The 16,601-nt window shown below is 67.0% G+C and carries 22 protein-coding genes; 2 read left to right on the forward strand and 20 right to left on the reverse strand.

Annotated elements, in window-relative coordinates:
• Positions 1-34: 34 nt before the first annotated feature.
• From ACIBQX_RS11240 to ACIBQX_RS11280, 9 genes are all read right to left on the reverse strand, one after another.
• A complete protein-coding gene (locus ACIBQX_RS11240; RefSeq protein ID WP_397003087.1) occupies positions 35-442 on the reverse strand; it encodes a hypothetical protein in 408 nt (135 codons plus the stop codon).
• Positions 442-2,265: a hypothetical protein gene (locus tag ACIBQX_RS11245; protein WP_397003089.1), complete on the reverse strand. Its 1,824-nt coding sequence runs from the start codon at positions 2,263-2,265 to the stop codon at positions 442-444. Before ACIBQX_RS11245 ends, ACIBQX_RS11240 begins: the two co-directional genes overlap by 1 nt.
• Positions 2,266-2,294: 29 nt before the next feature.
• The gene (locus ACIBQX_RS11250) at positions 2,295-3,329 is read right to left on the reverse strand and encodes a phage distal tail protein (RefSeq protein WP_397003091.1); all 1,035 of its coding nucleotides are present in this window, start codon (positions 3,327-3,329) and stop codon (positions 2,295-2,297) included.
• A gap of 52 nt (positions 3,330-3,381) precedes the next feature.
• The gene (locus ACIBQX_RS11255) at positions 3,382-4,086 is read right to left on the reverse strand and encodes a hypothetical protein (protein ID WP_397003092.1); all 705 of its coding nucleotides are present in this window, start codon (positions 4,084-4,086) and stop codon (positions 3,382-3,384) included.
• A complete protein-coding gene (locus tag ACIBQX_RS11260) occupies positions 4,087-4,554 on the reverse strand; it encodes a hypothetical protein (RefSeq protein ID WP_397003094.1) in 468 nt (155 codons plus the stop codon).
• A gap of 1 nt (position 4,555) precedes the next feature.
• Entirely contained in the window at positions 4,556-4,873 is a 318-nt protein-coding gene (locus ACIBQX_RS11265; protein ID WP_397003096.1) for a hypothetical protein, read from the reverse strand.
• Between the two features lie 55 nt (positions 4,874-4,928).
• Positions 4,929-5,393 (reverse strand): hypothetical protein, encoded by a 465-nt coding sequence (locus ACIBQX_RS11270; RefSeq protein WP_397003098.1) that lies wholly within the window; start codon positions 5,391-5,393, stop codon positions 4,929-4,931.
• Positions 5,394-5,403: 10 nt separating this feature from the next.
• Complete coding sequence (locus tag ACIBQX_RS11275; protein WP_397003100.1) at positions 5,404-5,619, reverse strand: hypothetical protein; 216 nt, start codon at positions 5,617-5,619, stop codon at positions 5,404-5,406.
• Between the two features lie 64 nt (positions 5,620-5,683).
• Positions 5,684-9,721: a hypothetical protein gene (locus ACIBQX_RS11280; RefSeq protein ID WP_397003102.1), complete on the reverse strand. Its 4,038-nt coding sequence runs from the start codon at positions 9,719-9,721 to the stop codon at positions 5,684-5,686.
• Positions 9,722-9,853: 132 nt separating this feature from the next.
• Here ACIBQX_RS11280 and ACIBQX_RS11285 point away from each other — a divergent pair, with 132 nt between their 5' ends.
• Positions 9,854-10,300 carry a hypothetical protein gene (locus tag ACIBQX_RS11285; protein WP_397003104.1) on the forward strand — a complete coding sequence of 149 codons (447 nt, stop codon included), beginning with the start codon at positions 9,854-9,856 and terminating at the stop codon, positions 10,298-10,300.
• A gap of 1 nt (position 10,301) precedes the next feature.
• On the opposite strand, the gene ACIBQX_RS11290 is transcribed toward ACIBQX_RS11285, so the two are convergent.
• The 10 genes from ACIBQX_RS11290 to ACIBQX_RS11335 all read right to left on the reverse strand — a co-directional run bounded on the left by ACIBQX_RS11290 (position 10,302) and on the right by ACIBQX_RS11335 (position 14,177).
• Complete coding sequence (locus ACIBQX_RS11290; protein WP_397003106.1) at positions 10,302-10,637, reverse strand: hypothetical protein; 336 nt, start codon at positions 10,635-10,637, stop codon at positions 10,302-10,304.
• Between the two features lie 35 nt (positions 10,638-10,672).
• Positions 10,673-11,194, reverse strand: a complete 522-nt coding sequence (locus ACIBQX_RS11295; RefSeq protein WP_397003108.1) for a hypothetical protein — start codon at positions 11,192-11,194, stop codon at positions 10,673-10,675.
• Entirely contained in the window at positions 11,194-11,679 is a 486-nt protein-coding gene (locus ACIBQX_RS11300) for a hypothetical protein (RefSeq protein ID WP_397003110.1), read from the reverse strand. The genes ACIBQX_RS11295 and ACIBQX_RS11300 overlap by 1 nt, the downstream gene beginning before the upstream one ends.
• A gap of 3 nt (positions 11,680-11,682) precedes the next feature.
• Positions 11,683-11,895, reverse strand: a complete 213-nt coding sequence (locus tag ACIBQX_RS11305) for a hypothetical protein (RefSeq protein WP_397003112.1) — start codon at positions 11,893-11,895, stop codon at positions 11,683-11,685.
• Positions 11,895-12,227: a hypothetical protein gene (locus tag ACIBQX_RS11310; protein ID WP_397003114.1), complete on the reverse strand. Its 333-nt coding sequence runs from the start codon at positions 12,225-12,227 to the stop codon at positions 11,895-11,897. Before ACIBQX_RS11310 ends, ACIBQX_RS11305 begins: the two co-directional genes overlap by 1 nt.
• Before the next feature lie 72 nt (positions 12,228-12,299).
• The gene (locus ACIBQX_RS11315) at positions 12,300-12,734 is read right to left on the reverse strand and encodes a hypothetical protein (RefSeq protein ID WP_397003116.1); all 435 of its coding nucleotides are present in this window, start codon (positions 12,732-12,734) and stop codon (positions 12,300-12,302) included.
• On the reverse strand, positions 12,731-13,081 hold the full coding sequence (locus ACIBQX_RS11320) for an HK97-gp10 family putative phage morphogenesis protein (protein WP_397003117.1): 351 nt from the start codon (positions 13,079-13,081) through the stop codon (positions 12,731-12,733). Before ACIBQX_RS11320 ends, ACIBQX_RS11315 begins: the two co-directional genes overlap by 4 nt.
• On the reverse strand, positions 13,081-13,509 hold the full coding sequence (locus tag ACIBQX_RS11325; RefSeq protein ID WP_397003119.1) for a DUF6093 family protein: 429 nt from the start codon (positions 13,507-13,509) through the stop codon (positions 13,081-13,083). Before ACIBQX_RS11325 ends, ACIBQX_RS11320 begins: the two co-directional genes overlap by 1 nt.
• A gap of 12 nt (positions 13,510-13,521) precedes the next feature.
• Positions 13,522-13,875, reverse strand: coding sequence for a hypothetical protein (locus ACIBQX_RS11330; RefSeq protein ID WP_397003121.1), 354 nt, complete (start codon positions 13,873-13,875; stop codon positions 13,522-13,524).
• A gap of 8 nt (positions 13,876-13,883) precedes the next feature.
• A complete protein-coding gene (locus tag ACIBQX_RS11335) occupies positions 13,884-14,177 on the reverse strand; it encodes a hypothetical protein (protein WP_397003123.1) in 294 nt (97 codons plus the stop codon).
• 818 nt (positions 14,178-14,995) lie between these two features.
• Between ACIBQX_RS11335 and ACIBQX_RS11340 the strand changes: the two genes are divergently transcribed.
• Entirely contained in the window at positions 14,996-15,454 is a 459-nt protein-coding gene (locus tag ACIBQX_RS11340; protein WP_397003125.1) for an HNH endonuclease, read from the forward strand.
• On the opposite strand, the gene ACIBQX_RS11345 is transcribed toward ACIBQX_RS11340, so the two are convergent.
• Positions 15,451-16,590 carry a hypothetical protein gene (locus ACIBQX_RS11345; RefSeq protein WP_397003127.1) on the reverse strand — a complete coding sequence of 380 codons (1,140 nt, stop codon included), beginning with the start codon at positions 16,588-16,590 and terminating at the stop codon, positions 15,451-15,453. The two genes, ACIBQX_RS11340 and ACIBQX_RS11345, sit on opposite strands and share 4 nt — an antisense overlap.
• Positions 16,591-16,601: the final 11 nt, after the last annotated feature.

A 16,601-nucleotide genomic window follows, 5' to 3' on the forward strand; every position in this document is an offset into this window, starting at 1 on the left:
ATCAAGCCCTGCGCGGGCGGCCACGATCGAGGGGTCAGGCCATCAGCCCGACCGCCCGCAGCGCGGCGCGGAGGTCCAGGCCGAAGGTGCGCAGCATGGTGAGGTCGTCCTGCACTGCCTCGCCGTTGGCGCGGTTGTAGGTCTCCGGCCACGAGTTCGGCGTGGACAAGCCCGACATGCCGCCTACATCCGCTGCCTGAGGTACCGGCTGCGACAGCAGCGAAGTGGTCGTGCCGGAGGAGTCTTTCCAGAACGGTTCCCCGGCGGTGGCGAACAGATGCCCACCAGCGGCGGGTGTGGACGGGCTGGCCACGTTGCCGATCACCCAGCCTTGCGAGGCGGTCGTGAGGCCGGACCGCTGATGCAGCAAAGCCTTCAGTTCAGCCACTTCGGCTTGGAGCTTGCGGATGTCGGCGAGAACGTCACCCGGGTACTTGTCCATCAGGCCACCTCCAACCCCTCGAAGATCAGTTGCGCTTCTTCTTTGCCGGACTGCTTGCTCGTCGGGGTGATGCCGATGCCGATGATCCGCCTGACCCGGCTATGGGGCAGGTGCCATTCGTTGTTGAAGTACAGGCGTGCCTGATCCCCGAGACTGTTCGGGGTGAAGGACGGCTCCGCCCCCAACGCGACCGTCACCGAGTCCACCCGCAACGCGCCCGCTGCTGTCGCCGCCCAGTAGGTGGCGTAGTCGTCCAGCGTCTGCTGCACGATCACGGAGTTGTAGTTGAGCGTCCGGTCCAGGCGAGGCCAACCGGCGCTGAGATGCGCTGCGGCTTCTGCCGGCGCCGACATGAGCGGGGTCGAGGTGGTGGAGGCGTCTGCCGCCTCGGCCGGGTCGATCCCGCCACGTGCCCGCCAGATGGTGCCGCCGCGGAGCGCGTCGAGTTCTTCGTCCAAGTCGAGGATGTCGCCGCCGTTCGGCGAGTCGACGAACACGTGCTCGACGCCCGCTGATCCAAGCGTCGGGTATCCCCACACCCAGTGCCGTTCCACTCCCGCTGCCCCGAGCACGTGGTTGATCGTCCACTCGAACCCGTTGTCGAGCTGGGCGAGTTCGAGGAGGCGCTGCCCGTAGGTGGCTTCGTCCGGCTTGTAGGTGTGGTCTCGGACGACGCCGGACGTGCCCTCCTGCAGCACCAGGTTGAGGCTGGCGTGCAGCTGCCCCTGCATGTGCTGGATCAGGGACCGGGCGATGTCGATCTGGTCGTCGCCGACGTACTCCAGCAACTCCTGCAGCTCGACGTGCAGCAGGTAGGCATCCATAGTGGATCCGCGCAGCTGGATCGTCGGGGTGCTGCCGCGGGAACGGCCAGTCTTGGTCGCGGTGATCCAGTACTCGCCCCAGATGGCGCCGTCGCGGTAGATCTCGCAGGTGATCACACCAGGGCCAATGGACAGGTCGGTGATCCCGCCTGTCCCCTCCTGGTCCCGTGGGATCACTCGGCCGACCCGTTGGGCGACCGTCCGGTTCGGTACCGCGATCTGCGCGGAGAACGTGCCCGCCTGCAGAAGCCGCTTGTCGAAGCGGACGTTGGACAGTTCGAGGTCGTCCAGGTAGGTGCCGCCCCAGTCCCGAAAGACGTACCGGTACTGCGACGTGCCCACGCCCGGCGTGAACGGCGGCGGCGGATCCGGGACCGGCCCCAGGACGGCGGACCCGATCGAGATGGACACGCCCAGCCCGAACCGGGTACCGGTCGGAGCGACCCCGAACGACTTCAAGCCGGACGCCGTACTGGAGTTCAGCTGCCGGCTGGCCGCCGCCGAGGCGATGAACCCGGCCGGCGCGTTGATGGTGCCGCGCATCTGATAGTTCGACGGCGCCGTGAACGTCACAGCCGTCGGGAACGAGCTCGTACAGCCCGCCCTGATCTCCAGGTGCGACGCAGACGCCGGGCTCACCGACGGGGTGACGAGCGTCTCGGCGAAGTTCAGCGCGAACTGAACCTTCGGCGCGGAGGTCGTGTCGGCGTCCTTGACGCAGATCACGTGCATGGTGCCGTCAGCGTTGATCGGCTGCCCGAACGTGTACTGCGACGATTCGCCGCCCGTCGCGACTTTGCGCAGCACCCGGCAGGCCATCTCGTCGGCGTTGCGGCTGGCCGTGTTCGTCCACCCGGAGGAGTTCACCCCGGACAGGCCCGAGTCGCCGAAGTAGATCGCGATCAGCAGGTCGCCCGCCTGCACCCCGGACGGGCGCTGGACGATGATGGGGCCGCCCTGTTCGGCGCCGGTCGAGGAGGAACGCACGCTAGCAGCCACGACTGCACCCCCGAACGGTGGAATCGGATTTACAGCCAGGCGTCCCGGTACAGCGCCACGGCCAGGTCGCCGCCCGCGTCGCCGCTGTAGGTGACCCGGTTCGTTCCGGGTCTCAGGGTGAAGTCGACGATCGGCGCGGACGTGCCGGTGATGGTCGAGGTGACCGGCTCGCCGCCCACGGTGGCGGTGCCCTCAAACGTGTTGATCACCAGTTGTTCACCCGCGAGGACGTCGAGGGCGAACGCCAGCGTCCTGCCGGTGTCGGCGTTGGCGAAGGTCGGATTCGTGACCGGGCCATCCACGCGGATCCGAGGATGCGTGGAAGTGTTGCCCGCGTTCGACAGCACCGTCTGAATGCCGACCGGCACGTTCACGCCGGTCTGCTCGATGTTGTACCGGCGAGGATCCGCGCACGCGATCAGCACCGTCACGGTGGGCAGGCCGGCGTTGTAATCGCCATCCATGTCCACATCCCGGTCGATCACCTGCCCGTAGGCGACCTGCGGATCGCCGTACCCTCTAACCACCAGAGGCAGCGGCGCCTCAGACTCGGGCAGGCCGGTGACCAGGTCGATCTGCGTCAGCATGTCGTCGATCTGGCTCGGGTTGGATCCCGAGTTGGGTTGCAGCCGGAGGGTGACGAGCCGCTGCTGGGAGAGTTTGCGGCCATCCCACGCGCCATGCTGGGCGGGCCGGGCGACGTTGAGGTTGTCCACCTGCGGCAGGCCCCGCCACCCTTCTACCGGCAGCAGCACGGCCACGTCCGTGCCGGGCCCCCACAGCGTGTAGTTCCACTCCACCTGCCCGGCCGTGGTGACGAGGTCGCCTGCGACAAGCGGGATCGTGACCGTGATCGCCGGCCACTCGCTGACCGTCTCGAAGGCGGGCAGCGTGAAGTTCTGGTCGAACGCCAGCGTCAGCGCCGGCCACTCCGAGAGGGTCTCGAACGGACCGAGGAACAGGTTGACGTTCGGGGTGGTCACCGTGACCGGCGGCCACTCGCTGACCGTCTCGAAGACGGGCAGCGCCACATCGACCTGCAGCGTGTACGGCGCCCTGACCACGATCGGACGGTTCGGCCTGGCGCGGCCTAGACGAGCCACCCGCCACCCCCCATCACCAGTTGGCGGCGCGGCGAACCGCGGCAGTCGACACGACCGGGCGCCGGGTCTGCGGCACGCCCGCCGACGCGACCGCGATCGTGAACCCGTGCCGGAAGCCCAACGTGAGCAGCGACGTGAAATTGAGTGACCCGGTCGCAGCCCCGGATGTGAGCTGCTTGGACGCGAGAGCGCCCGTGCTGTTGCCGCCCGCCTGCAGATCGGCTTCTTCGGTGTAGGTGGCGGGGACCGTCCAGGTGATGGTCTCGAAGTCCGGCTGACCCGACACCCACCGCAGTTCCAGGTCGTCATCCCCTGCCGGGGTAATGCCGGGCGACGGCACCGACGTGGAGAACGCGTCATTCCCGGTCTGGGCGACCACCGGCGTCAGCGCCGTGTTCGCGCCCATCACGGCCGCGATCGCGATCACGCCCGTGCTGCTGCTGTTCTGCGTGAACCCGTAGTTCGCCGGCTCACTACCGCCTGCGACCTTCCACCAGATTTTCGTCTTGTTGTCGTAGTCGGTCCCCGAAGCTCGGGTCGCCAGCGACTCCCACGTGGCACCACCCGTCGGGGTGCCCATGTTCGCCAGCGTCCCCTGGACCATGCTGTGGCAGGCGATCAGCACGTCCCCGGAGACCGCACCGGTCGGCTTGGTGACGTTGATCGACCCGACCGCGTCAAGCAGGCCGGACGACACCGCGCGCACGCTTGCGGGCATCTAGCACCGCTCAAACCACATGGCGGCCCGCAGGGCGACCGCGTCCGCAGACGTGCACCGGACCGCGAACCCCTCACCCAGCGGCGAATCCGGGGTGTCACCCAGCGGCCAGTCGTACATGACCAGCCCACCATTCGGCGACAGCAGGAACTCCTCCAGCACCGTCACCACCGTCGGCACGCTCGTCCAGTTCGACGCGGCCAGAAACCCGGTCGCGGCATGCCGGCCGTACACCTGCCGCGGCGTCACGGGCGAGGAGTTGGTGCCGGGCGCGTTCGTGGCGAACGTGACAGCGCACAACTCCACCAGCGTCGGCGCGTCGGTCGCGTCTACGCCGTTGAACCCGATCCGGAGCTTCTTCAGGTCCACGCCGTACTCGGTCCCGGCCTGCACGCCGAGCACGTACTTGAGCGTCGAGGCGACCAGGGACACCGAACCCGACGTAACGACGTAACCGCTTTTGGCCATGTCAGTGCACCACGATCAGAACGCGAATGCCGGAAAGGACCTGGGAGCCGGGGTTGTGCGCCCAGAGCCGGAAGTGACTCATCTCCAGCCGAAATTCGGCACCAGCGGCCAGGACGTAGCCTGCATCTGCCAGTCCACCTGGATTTGCCGTCATGTTCATCTCGCCGCCGAGGTAGACGGGGCCCTCTGAGAAGTTCTGCACGATGACCAGGTGGCGCGGTGTGTACTCGGGGAGCATGTTCAGCCCCACCACCTCGCGGTACAGATCCTTGTAAGCGTTTAGGCCCACACTGAGGCTGTTCTGGAAGATCCGCATCATGCTCCTTACATGCGAAAACCCCCGCACGCTGGCGAGGGTGGAAGGTCGAAAGTGGTTAGGCCGCGGTGCGCCACACGGAGCGCCATACGCCGTCAGCATTGAAGGTGACGTCGAAGCTTCCGTCCTGAGATGCGTATTCTTGCCCGAGGTCGCGGAGCAGCACGGCCCTGTTGGACAGGCCCGGCACGTAGATGAGCAGGCCCCGGGCGGAGATCGTCGCCGACGTCCAGCCGATCGCCGACATCTTCCAGCCGATCTTGTTGGCCGCCGTCAGCTCCGCGAACGAGGTGACGGTCAGATTGACGCCACCCGCCGTATAGCCGGGCCCTGACGTCTCGTTCGCGTCGTACGGAGACGCCCCATAAGCCGGGCTCACCTGCGAAAAGTCCGGGGTCAGCGCCTCCTCGAACAGCGCCGCCTTGAACGTGCCCGGAGTCGTATTCGACAGATCGAGCGCGATCGTATTCGACAACGCTGCGATGATCGTGTCGTTGAACCAGCCGTCCTGCGTGATCGCCACCGTGCGCCCCCTACCTCAAATTGATGCGCACGTCGCGGTGGTAGCCGCCGCGCTCGTCGGTTCGTTCGGTCACCACGTGACCGTTCTGGTCCATGACCCGCTTCTCTCGGGGCGTGTCCACCAGCACCTGATCGCGGGTGGCGGACGTCCGCTCACCCGTCACCACATCCACGCTGCGGCCCTCACCGAGCGGCTCACCGCCCCGCATGTAGGCGCCAAAAGGCACACCCGACTCCGGATCCCAAGGCATGGCTGAACCCGCCCTCCTACTCGAATGTTGAAGGGCGGGCTTAGCCGCGCCCGCCGAGATGCATGCTGGCCTGCGCGAACAACACCGCGGCGTCCGCGCTCTCCCGCACTACCAGGTCCGGGAACGTGACCGTCTTGTTCACCACCGTCGAAGCACCAGCCGCCCCGCCCGGGCCAGCGCTGCCGCCACCGGGCGGTGTCGCATACCCGCGGGAAGGGCCCCGCTGGGGGGCAGACACCCGAGACGAGTTGGCCGGCGCACCCATCGACCCGGCAGAGGGGCCGGACACGAACTTGCCGCCGAAATCGCTCGCCACCTGTGACACCAGATCCATCGCCCGATCACGGAACGCGGGATCGTAGGGAATGAACGCCTCCGGCCCGTTGCCTTCGCCGTACAGGATCGTCGGCGAATCGGCGATGTGCGGGGCAGGAGTGGCACGCCCACCCGAGGCGAACTTCTGTAGGCCGCCCTCGGCGTAGCGCATGATCGCACCAGCCGCCAACTGGCTGTTCTTCGTGTAGACATGCAGCGGGATCTTGCGACCGCTGTTGAGCTTGACGAAGTTGTCGATGGCCTCCTGCGCCGGCTTCACATCCGCGCCGACCCGAATGTCCTTCGACTTCAGCTTGGCCAGGACTTCGACTAGGTTTTGGCCGCCCTTCGCAGCCTTGATCGCGTCGGACTCGGAGATGCCGTACGCCTTGGCCAGCTCCAGCACCTGATTGCGCGCGGCCTCATTCTTCCCAGCCAAGTCGATCATCGCCGGGAGCTGCCGCAGCACCGCGTCACGTGCCTCGGTGGTCCTGCCCGTAAGCGTGACCTGGCCCTCCGCCGACAGGCGGACCTTCTCGACGTACCCGGCGAAAGCGTCACGCGCCTGGATGACTGCGTCACGCTGTGCGGCAGTGAGACCGGGCGTCAACGTCAGCTTGCCGTTGGCGCCGTCGATCGCCGTCTTGGCGTCGTTGAACGCCTTCTCCATGTCGCGCACGGTGGCGGCGGCGTCCGTCTGCGAGTTGAACTCGTCCAGCGACGCCCTAAAGACGCCCAGCCGTTCGGCCGCTTGGCCAATCTCGCGTTGTGCCCCGTTCACCTGCCCGCCCAGCAGTTCCACTGCCGTGCCGACTGCTCCGGTAGTCGCCGGGATGCCGTCCATCGACGCGGCGTACTGCGGAAAGAGATCTTTCAGCTTCTCCACCGGCGTACCGGCTGCGATCGCCTGATCGGCGAGCCGCTTGAAGGTGACGGCGGCCTGCTCTGCGTTGCCGCCGGCGACCAGCTTGGACAGGGACGCGTCGAAGTTGTCGACCGCCTGCTTACCGTTATCAAGCTGGATGCCAAGTGAGGAGTCGATCGTGTCGCCCAGAGTGTGCATGAACCCGAGGATCGGATTGTCGCTCGACAGCCGGGCGGCCGAATCGGCGAACGTTTCGATGCCGCCGGTCAGCCCCGCCATCTTGGGGGCGAGCTGATCGAGCACATCCTGAGTGGCCTGGCCGCTCTCGCCGAACTTGGCAAGGTTGGTGGCGAGCTTGTCCAGGTCCGGGTTAAGGCCAGCCGCCGCGTCGCCGATCTGGTCGAACGCGATCGCGACGCCCGCCACAGTGGCAGCGATCAGGCCGCCCTTGCCGAACACCCCTGCCAGGTTGGCGAGTTTGCTCTGGGCTCCCCCGGCCTTCTTGCCCGCCCCCTCCACGGCCTCGCCGAAGCTGCTGAAGAAGCCAACGGCACCGCTGACGGCCTGGAAGCCCTTCACCGCGACGACCACGGCGGCGATGGCGACCGCCAGCGCCTGGATCTGGCCGGGGCTCATCTGGCTGAGCACCTCGGCCAGGAGGACGAACGCGCCAAGCTTGAGCGTCGTTCCGAGCTTGGCGGCGGCAAAGATCAGGCCGATGCCGGTGGCGATCGCTTGGATCTGGCCAGGGTCGAGGTCCGCCAGCTTCTCCGACAGTTGCACGAAGAAGTCCAGCGCGCCTGGGCCAACGTCCGCCCCGACCTGCACGATCTTGCCTGCAAAGGTGGCGATGTTGCCGAAGATCTCCGCAACCTTCGGCCCGTTCTCGCGGACGTAGGCGATGAACGCCTCAAACTCGGGCGACCCGTCGAGGGACTGCCCCCAATCCTCGAACTCCTGGGTGATGTCCTCCAGGTTGTCCATCAGTTCGTCAGTGAACGGCAGGAACGCCTGCACGATGCCGGTGAGCCCGCCGGCCACGTTCAGAGCGCTGTCGCCGAGCCCGTCGATGGCGCGCGGCGCCTGCTCGGTCAGGTCGCGGAAGAAGCTCTGCCACTGCTCGGACTTCAGCTCCTTGTTGGCCTGCTTCAAGAAGTCGTCGAACGCTGCCGCACTGGCCTTGACCAGCGGGGTGCTGGTCTTCATGCCGGTCGACATCAGGTCCATGCCGCTGCGGATCGCCGGGAACACGTCCGGCTGCAGGCTCCGCTGCCACGCGACGTAGCCGTCCTGGAACGCCTTGACGTCCTTGGCCAAGGCTCGCTCGGCCTTGGACAGCTCCGCCATCTTGGAAGCGGCACCGCCAGCAGCCCCGCCAGCGGATTCCATCGCGGCCTTCTGCTGCAGCTTCAACACGGTGAGCTGCTTGGACGCCATCGCCAGGTCGGTCTCGGCCTTCAAGAGCTTGTCCTGCGCGGCCCGAACCTGGTCGGATCCTTCGACGCCGGCCTTGGCGGCTTCCTTCTGGTCTTCCTTCAGGCGCTTCGTTCGGACGGACTGCTCTTCCAGCCGCTGCACCGACATGCGGTAGTTGAGTTCGGCGCGCTTGACGTCGAGCTCGTCGGAGTCGGGGTCGGTCTGCACCTCGGCGAGTCGCTGCCGCGCCTCTTCCACCGACAGCGCTGCGTCCTGCTCCGCGAGTGCGGCGTCCTTCACCGACAAGGTGAGGTCGTCGAGCGCCCGCTTGGCGTCCCGTCGTGCCCGCGTCAGGTCTTCCTGGGCCTGCTTGACGCCCTTCTGGGCGTCGGCGACCCTGCGCTCGGCCTGCTCCAGCTGGAGCGCGCGGGAGGCTGCTTCGGCCGCGGACTGGCCCGCGCTCTTCGTCGCCCCTCCGGCGCCACCAGCGGCGGACGCCTGCTGCTTGAGTGCCTCATTGATGCGCCCGAGGCTCGGCACGGCAACCGCGGCGAAACCCGCGGCGCCCGCACCTGCGGCGGTGAAAGCTGCGCCGAGCACGCTCACGCCAACCGCGATGGACGTCACCGCGGGCAGCGACGCCAGCGCGGCGCCCACCATCGCGATTGCGGACAGGGCTCCGCCCACGTCCGCGTCCACGTTGATCCGCGCGGATCTGCCGCTGACCGACGACAGCGATGACTCCAGCGCACGCAACTCCGAGAGTGCCTGCACGGTGTCGACCTGGACGTCGATGTCCGTGGTGGAAGTGTTCAGCCGCTGCAGTTCCCGCTCGATTGCGGCGATTTCCGTTCGAGCGGCAGCAGCGTCCAGGTCGATGCCGATGCGGCGGCCGTTGAGTTCGGCCATCCGCGCCTTGAGCTCTTCAAGCGCAGTGCGGGCCGGATTGACGTCCACGTCGGGCGTGATCGGCTCCGGCTCGCCCAGCTTGTCGATCTCCCGCTGCAGAGCCTGCAGCTGGGTGAGAGCGGCCATTGTGTCGGCGCGCACGTCGATCTCAGCCGACTCAGACAGGCGGTCCAGCGCGAGGTGGAGGTTGGCCATCTCCGCGAGGGCGGACCCTGCGTCGATGTCGAGGCCGATCTGCTTCGACGACAGGGTTTGCAGGCTGGCGCGAACCTCTTGCAGCTTCTGTCGCGCTTCTGAGGCGTCGGCGTCCAGCTCGGCTTTTGGAAGGCTCTTGAACGCGGCTTCGAGACGACGGGAGAACGCCTTGGCGAAGGCGCCGGCGATCTGATCGCCCTCTTTGGGCGCCTGCCGCTTACGCTTCTGCTGTTCGCGGTCGTACGGCTCGAACGGGTCCCCCGACCCGTCACCGAGCCCATCGCGAAACTTCTTAGCTGCCGCTTCGGCCTTGGCCATCGCGGCGATGAACGACTTAACATCGGCCGTCAGCTTGACCGTTACAGATCTGTCAGCCACCCGACACCTCCTCATCGAAGGGCCGAAAGCGGCCGAATCGGGGACTGGTCAGGGGATGTCGTGGGATCGTGCCAACCGGGCCACCAAGTGGCGCGTCCTACGCGCGCACATCCCTCTCCCCAGGAGCCACACGTGAGCCAGTACGGACCTCAGGACGACCGGCCTTACCCCCAGCAGCCGCCGCAGCCGTACGGGCAGATGTACAGCCCGCCGCAGACGCCGCAAGGGCCCACCAGTCATGCCGCGCCGCGGCACAGCCAAGGGCTCGCCATCACGTCGCTGGTGATGGGGGTGGCCGGCTCCGCCCTCGCGCTACTGCCAGCGCTGCGCGGTGTAGGCCTGGTCGTCGGCTTCGCGGCCGTGGTCCTCGCCATCGTTGCGCTCGCCGCCAAAAGCCAGGGCGGCAAGATGTTCGCCGCGGGCGGCTTAGCCCTCGGCTTCGCGGCGCTGCCGATCGCAGTCGGCCTCTACATGCTGAGCGCCAGCCAGGAGCGCGGCAACCTGCAGCAGCAACAGCAGATCGAGGAGTGCATCCTCGCCAACCCCGAGACGGCGCTGGAGTGCGCCGGCCTGGAGTAGGTCACCGGCCGACTGCCTTCTTCACCTTCGAGAACACGCGGAACAGCAGGCCAGGCGGGCTCTCCGTGTACTCAGACTTGCGGTGCTCCAGCGGCGTGCAGGCGTGGCACCGGGTCGGCGGCGGAGCCTCATACATGCCTTCGTGGTCGGGGTTGGTCGTCTCCGACAACGGCAAGCCGCAGCCGGGGCAGCGGTCCGCCTCGATCCTCCGCCACGCCTTCGCGTACGCCAGATCCTCATTCGTCCACTCGGGGTCGTGCGTGACCACCTCGCGGAGCATGCGGCCGTCATCGTCGTACTCGTAGGAGACGACCGAGGTGCGCCGCTTGCCCAGCATGATCGACCTGGGCAGCCCGTACGCGGCGGCGAGCGCTACTTCTTCGGCGACTTCCGGAGAGCTTCGGATGCTCTCCGCGATTTTGGGATGTCATCGCCGGACCTGTTGAGCTGCCACAACGTGTTGAACAGGTCGTTCCACTGACCGATCGTCAACCGGTCCACCAGCAGCCCGGCCTGATCGAACGTCATAGCCGGGTCGATGGCGCACGCAGCCAGCAGGCCGACACCGAACGTGTCCGTGTTGAACGCGCCATCGTCGGTGTCTTCCCGCGGCGGATGGGCGGCCAGCAGATCCGACCAGCCTTTGTGGGTGACAGCCCGCAGCTTGATGCCGATCGTATGATCGGCCATCTCCTGCTCCAGCTGCTGAATCCGGGAGGCGACCTTTTTGCCTGCCGCGCCCACACCCGCGAGCGAGTCGCGGGCCTGAGCCTCGGCCTTGGCCAGCTCCTGCTCGGCCTGCTCCCACTCCGCCCGCAGGTCGGCGCGCATGCACAGGGGGTAGACACGCTCGGGCAGACGAATCTGCCCGAGAATGTCGTCGATCGACTGCATCAGGCGGCCACCGTCGCGTCAGAGTCGGCGGTGGTGTGATTGAACAGCTTCGACACGAAGCGCTGCGCCGCGTTGAGCTCGGGAGGCTGCATGTTCGGCCGCCCGCACCGGACCGGATACACCTCGACGGTCTGAGCGGCGACGTAGCTGGTCTCGTGCGGCAGGTTACGCCGCACCACCAGGTAGCCGAGCTGCCGGTCGGTGAGGGTGTCCCAGCCGATGTCCTCGGCCGTCTCTTCCTTGCGCTTCACGGTCAGCTCGATGCTGTACTTCACCGTACCCGCGTCTTCGGTCTCGTCGCGGGAGGCGAGCGCGGTGTTGTCCACCGCGGCCTGCTCGGGCGAGATGCCGAGCCCGTCCTTGGTGATGTACTCCTGCAGGTCGACGCCGGCGTTCAGTTCGGCGGCGGTGGGCGCATTGATGTTGGCGACGGTGAGGCAGAACGTCACCTTGACGTTGCCATCACCGAGAAGGTCGGCAGCCATCGGTCACTCCTTTTCGGTGGTGTTGGCCGCCGTGCTGCGGCGCGTGCTGGGCTTGGGGTCCTCGACCGGCCCTGCGGGCGGCTGGCCCGAGCTGGCGGGCGGCGCCTGAGGCGCGTCGGCCCGCTCGTAGTCGGGGAAATGCCGGAGAGCGTCCGGCGAGATGAGCGCGGTGAGGCCGGTGGTCTTCGACCGGACCTTGATCTTCGGGCGGGGCATCAGATCCGCCCGACCGCGAACGTGACCGTCGTGACCGGGGCGGCGACGAACGTGACCAGCCGGCCGTCCTCCGGATCGCCGAACTCTGGCAGCATCGGGATCCACTGCTCGGCGCCGGTCGACAGGTTGTAGACCTTGTCCGGCAGCGCCTCGCCATAGCTGGTCTCGCCAGCGCCGGACACGGTGACGGTGATCGCACCGCCCGACCCGTTCTTGAAATGCACCCACGTGCGGGAGTCGGCGAGGACCTTGTCCCCGGTGGTGGCGGTGGCGGCGTGATAGGTGGGCGTGACCCCACCTACCGTGATCGCCTGAGCTGTGCGGGTAGCCACTACGGGCTCCTTTCGGGCATGCAAAAGAGCCCGGACACCAGCAGGTGGCGGGCTATGTGAAGTGGATGTGGCCTAGGTCGGCTGGGAGCGGAACGCGATCTCCACGACCGCCATGTACACAGGCGTTGGGACCGTGTCGTCTCGAATGATCGGCGCCTGGCCGGGAGCCGCCTGGACGCGGTAAGTGGAACGGCCCGACACAGTGAGACGCTGCCCGATCAGGGCGGCCCTGACGTCGTCGGTGGCCCCTTCGACTTGCGTCTCGGTGGCGCCGAACACATTGATCTGGGCGGCGTAGTCGAGATACTCCAGCGGCTCAGCCGCATTGCCGTCAGGGATTCCCGGCGATGGATAGACGACGGCGTACCGGACGAAGGTGGATGCGCCGGGCGTACCCTGCCAGCCCGATCCGGCTGGCTGTTTCGCACGATCGACCAGCATTGGAACGGCGGTGATGGCGGCCACGACCGCGTTGGTGTGTGGTGTCGTGGGCGCGATGGGGATCATTCGAGCGCCTTCTCTCCGACCTGGCGCATGATTTCGTCGATGGGCTTTACGGCTCGGTCGAAAGCAGGACGCATGTATGGCTGGGGACTCATGCGGCTCGTCCCGTATTCGACGAAATTTCCGTAGTTTGCCGTGGGGCCGGCCTCGAAGCCCATGCCGTCATCGTCGAAGTCCTGTCCGATGGTGGACTTCAGGTTGCCCGTGTCGACGGGCACGCTCGCTTGGGCGCCTGCCACCGTGTCGAACGCGATCTTCTGGACGACGGTCCGGGTGAGCGCTTCAGCTTTCGGCCCCGCCCCTGCAAGGTCTGCGGCCAAATTGTCCAGGCCGGAGGCGTCCCAACTCATCACCCCTCCGGTTCGGTGAGGTTGATCTTGGCTTTCAGGACGCGCTCGAACCGCTCGGTCGCGTGACGGATGTCGGTGACAATCAGTTGCTTGCCAACGATGCCGGGGTCCTTAGCCGAGGTGACCGTCACAAGGTCGTGTTCGAGGACCTCCGCCGCGTCCCACTCGATGGTGATCTCGTAGTCGGCGATGGCGGTCTGCTGCTCGCCGACGACTTGCACCCGCGAGGGGGACGGCGCGGTGATACGGCAGGGCCCCGTGTAGACGGCGGCCGACGTGGGCGGATGCCACACGCCGTCCCCGTCCAGGCTGCCGTCGCCGGTGGTGCGGGTGATGGAGCACCGGGCCGTCTGCGCGCCTGTGGCTACCGGCCGGTGATGCTCCGACCATCGGCCGTGGATCGGGGCGCTGCCCGCGAGAGGAGACACCGGTCCTCCCCTCTACGGTTCGTAGCCGAGGACGCCGAGATGCGGGTCGAAGTCCAGGACGTCGAAGCCGACGCTGTCGTCCCCCACGCCCTCGTCCACCTGCTGGCGCAGGTCTTTGGCGCGTGATCGGAGTTCGGCAGCGACTTTCGGGCCGTCCGTGGACAGGTCCTGCGTCGTGATGACCTTGCCGACCAGCGCCTCATTCGAGGCGATGATCTCCAACGCTGCCGCCGCAGCGAGCTTGACCGAGCCCTCCATGGACAGGAGGGCGTCGATCTGCGGGTCGATCAGCAGTTGGCTGTCAGCGTCGGTGTCCGGGATGAGGAGACGAACCCGGCCCACATCGGTGCTGTAGTCGATCGCCATCACGCCTCCTAGGCGGGGATGACCGCGATCCCCCACGTGGCCGACGCGGGGTCGACCGCACCGGCGGTGCCGTTGATGATGCGAATCGTCACCGTGTTGGCGGCGGACACGAACGCGGACACGACCAGGCCGGCGTTGAGGTTGCCAGGCGGGGCCACGACAGCGAAGTCTCCGGTGGCCGCGCCCGTCACGGTGGCGGTGAGCGTGCCGACCGCGCCGGCCGCGATGGACGCGAAGTCGAGCGTCGCCGTGGCCTTCAGGATCTCGCTCGGCTTGGTGCCGTAGTAGGCGGCGTTGGCCATCAGGTGGTTCCCTTCGGCTTGGTTCTCGGGGCGGTCTTTCGCGTGCTGCGCGCGGTGGCCGGCGGCGGCTCAGGAGATGACGCCTTCGCTGGGGGCGCGTGCACGGAGGGCTCACGCAGCTCGACCGTCTGCCCGTCGCCCGCTGGGGGCGGTTCAGGGAGACGGTCGAGGATACGCGTGAGCAACTCGTTCTGGCAGTCGAGCCGATCAACGACCGCAGCCAGGTACTTCTGGTCGGTAGTGATTGGGCGGGGAGGATCAGTCATCAGAATGTCCGGTTGACATGTCGAATTGCCTGCATCGCCATCTCTTCGGTGGGACAATGGATCATGGGTAGAGGTGGAGGAAGTCGAGTTCCGGTTCGTTGCGCTATCTGCGACACCGAATGGACCGTGAAGGCAAGCCGCGCACGACAGAACAACGCGATCACCTGTTCCAAGGAGTGCTTAAGCACGCTCCGGAGCCGCAACCGGATCAAGCACTTCGGCAGTGAAGATTTGCGAGTGGCGACCTGCCGAACATGCGGGCAGACGTTCACACGCAAGCCGTCGCAACTCGCGAAGTACGAGGCGAACTACTGCAGCCGAGGCTGCAAGGTCGCTGCCTCGATCGGTGTACCGAACCTCGCCCGCATCAACGGGCAATGGATCCCTTGTCAAACCTGCGGAATTGACGTCTGGCGGACGCCAGGAACGGAGAGGTCACGCACGTATTGCTCGCCATCCTGTGCAGGCCATGCCCAACGTGGCCCGCGTGGCCCGCGCACTGAGCGGATCACGAAGGCGTGCCCAGTGTGTGGGCTGACCAGAGCAGGACTCTTGCCTTCCGCGGCCCAGCGATTCCGCTTCTGCTCGTCGTCGTGCGCCGCCCAAGCGATTCAAGGAGCCAAGCGCGGCCTGCCCGGGATGCCGTGGACCGTTGAGCAGCGCGCCAAAGTGTCGGCAACGTTAGCCCAGAAATACCGGAACGAGTGGACCTGGAAATCGGCACGGCAATCCGCCCAGATGACCGGAGCGGGCAATCCCGCATGGAAGGGCGGCGCGCGGCTCAAGGGCTACACGCCCGGTTTCACGCCCAGGCTCAAGCAGCAGATTGCCCAGCGCGATCAGCACGTGTGTCGATTGTGCGGTGCACCGCGCGGCAGCGGAACGCATGCCGTTCACCACATCGACGGCGAGAAGCACGACCACAGTGCATCGAATCTCGTGCTGCTTTGCATCTCCTGCCACAGCAAGGTGCATCATCACAACTTGCCGATTCCGCCTGCTACGGATTAACCCCCAGCTCCCGTCGAAGCGATGCTCATCCGACTGTCGACGAAACTTCCGCCATAGACGTGCTTAATCTTCTTCTCGGCCGCCTCGGTGTCGAAGCTGAACGGCTCCTCGCCGCCGCCGATCCGGCGCATGTCCGGCACCTTCTCGTACAGGGCGGGCGCCTCGAAGCCGCGCAGCCGGCCGAACTCCATCGCGGGCCTCGGCCCACTCGGGTTGGCGAACACCCACCAGGAGGTGTCGGCGTTCGAGCTGGTGGCGACGCTGGGGATCCAGTAGTTGACGGAGATCCGCAGGTTCGCGGCCACGCCGTTACCCGAGATGATGCGAACGTTGCCGCTGGCGTCCACGGTCCGGTACTCGGTCGTGTCGATGATCTCCTGCGCCTGGAGGGCCAGGCCGGGGCCGACGACGAGTTCGACTGCCTTGACGACGATCGGGTTGCCGTTCTCGTCGGTCCGCTTCATCAGTGTGGTGATCGCCGACTGGAGGGCTGCCCGGTCCAGGGCTGCGGTGAGCAGGTTGCTGCCCGTGTAGACGCTGGTGAGCGGCCCGTCAACGCCGCAGAACAGGCGGGTGACGAACTCCTCCTCCGAGTCGCGGGCGGAGTCGGCGAGGTCCTGGGGGAGCCGCATGAAAGCGTTGAGGTCGTCGTTGATCATCGCCTCCCAGGAGAGGGCGAAACCGGCCTCATACTTGGAGACCGCGTACTCGTACGCGACCTCGTCCATGCCGCGCCGCTCGTGCTCGGCAAGCTCGCCGACCTTGGACAGCAGGCCGCGGACGCCCGTGGAGGCGAACCGCTTGACGGCCCGGAAGTCGTTGACGGTGGCAGCCCTGGCGTAGTTCATCCACGTCGGCTGCACCGCCTCGTAGGCGCCGTACATCTGCCGGTCCAGCGAGTCGGCGAACAGCAGCGGGAAATCGCTGGTGGACATCGCCTCGGAGAAGTGGTGCAGCGGCCGGCGGCCGTAGCGGATGTCCTGGACGAAAGCCTCAGCTTCGAGCAGGGCCCGCTCCCACTTGGGGTCACGGCGGGGGACGCCGGTCGACACCTTGCGCTGGCCGCCGAACGACTCGCGCAGGGCGTTTGCTTCGGAGTCGATCCGCTCGACCGAAGAGTTGAAAAGGGTGGTCATGGGATGGACTC

This window comes from Nonomuraea sp. NPDC049714, assembly GCF_044465295.1.
In the GTDB taxonomy this organism is placed as follows: domain Bacteria; phylum Actinomycetota; class Actinomycetes; order Streptosporangiales; family Streptosporangiaceae; genus Nonomuraea.

Coding starts and splice junctions, on each gene's coding strand:
- ACIBQX_RS11240 (WP_397003087.1), bottom strand. CDS start 442: ATGGACAAGTACCCGGGTGACGTTCTCGCCGACATCCGCAAGCTCCAA.
- ACIBQX_RS11255 (WP_397003092.1), bottom strand. CDS start 4,086: ATGCCCGCAAGCGTGCGCGCGGTGTCGTCCGGCCTGCTTGACGCGGTC.
- ACIBQX_RS11260 (WP_397003094.1), bottom strand. CDS start 4,554: ATGGCCAAAAGCGGTTACGTCGTTACGTCGGGTTCGGTGTCCCTGGTC.
- ACIBQX_RS11265 (WP_397003096.1), bottom strand. CDS start 4,873: ATGATGCGGATCTTCCAGAACAGCCTCAGTGTGGGCCTAAACGCTTAC.
- ACIBQX_RS11290 (WP_397003106.1), bottom strand. CDS start 10,637: ATGCTGGGCAAGCGGCGCACCTCGGTCGTCTCCTACGAGTACGACGAT.
- ACIBQX_RS11295 (WP_397003108.1), bottom strand. CDS start 11,194: ATGCAGTCGATCGACGACATTCTCGGGCAGATTCGTCTGCCCGAGCGT.
- ACIBQX_RS11300 (WP_397003110.1), bottom strand. CDS start 11,679: ATGGCTGCCGACCTTCTCGGTGATGGCAACGTCAAGGTGACGTTCTGC.
- ACIBQX_RS11305 (WP_397003112.1), bottom strand. CDS start 11,895: ATGCCCCGCCCGAAGATCAAGGTCCGGTCGAAGACCACCGGCCTCACC.
- ACIBQX_RS11315 (WP_397003116.1), bottom strand. CDS start 12,734: ATGATCCCCATCGCGCCCACGACACCACACACCAACGCGGTCGTGGCC.
- ACIBQX_RS11320 (WP_397003117.1), bottom strand. CDS start 13,081: ATGAGTTGGGACGCCTCCGGCCTGGACAATTTGGCCGCAGACCTTGCA.
- ACIBQX_RS11330 (WP_397003121.1), bottom strand. CDS start 13,875: ATGGCGATCGACTACAGCACCGATGTGGGCCGGGTTCGTCTCCTCATC.
- ACIBQX_RS11335 (WP_397003123.1), bottom strand. CDS start 14,177: ATGGCCAACGCCGCCTACTACGGCACCAAGCCGAGCGAGATCCTGAAG.
- ACIBQX_RS11345 (WP_397003127.1), bottom strand. CDS start 16,590: ATGACCACCCTTTTCAACTCTTCGGTCGAGCGGATCGACTCCGAAGCA.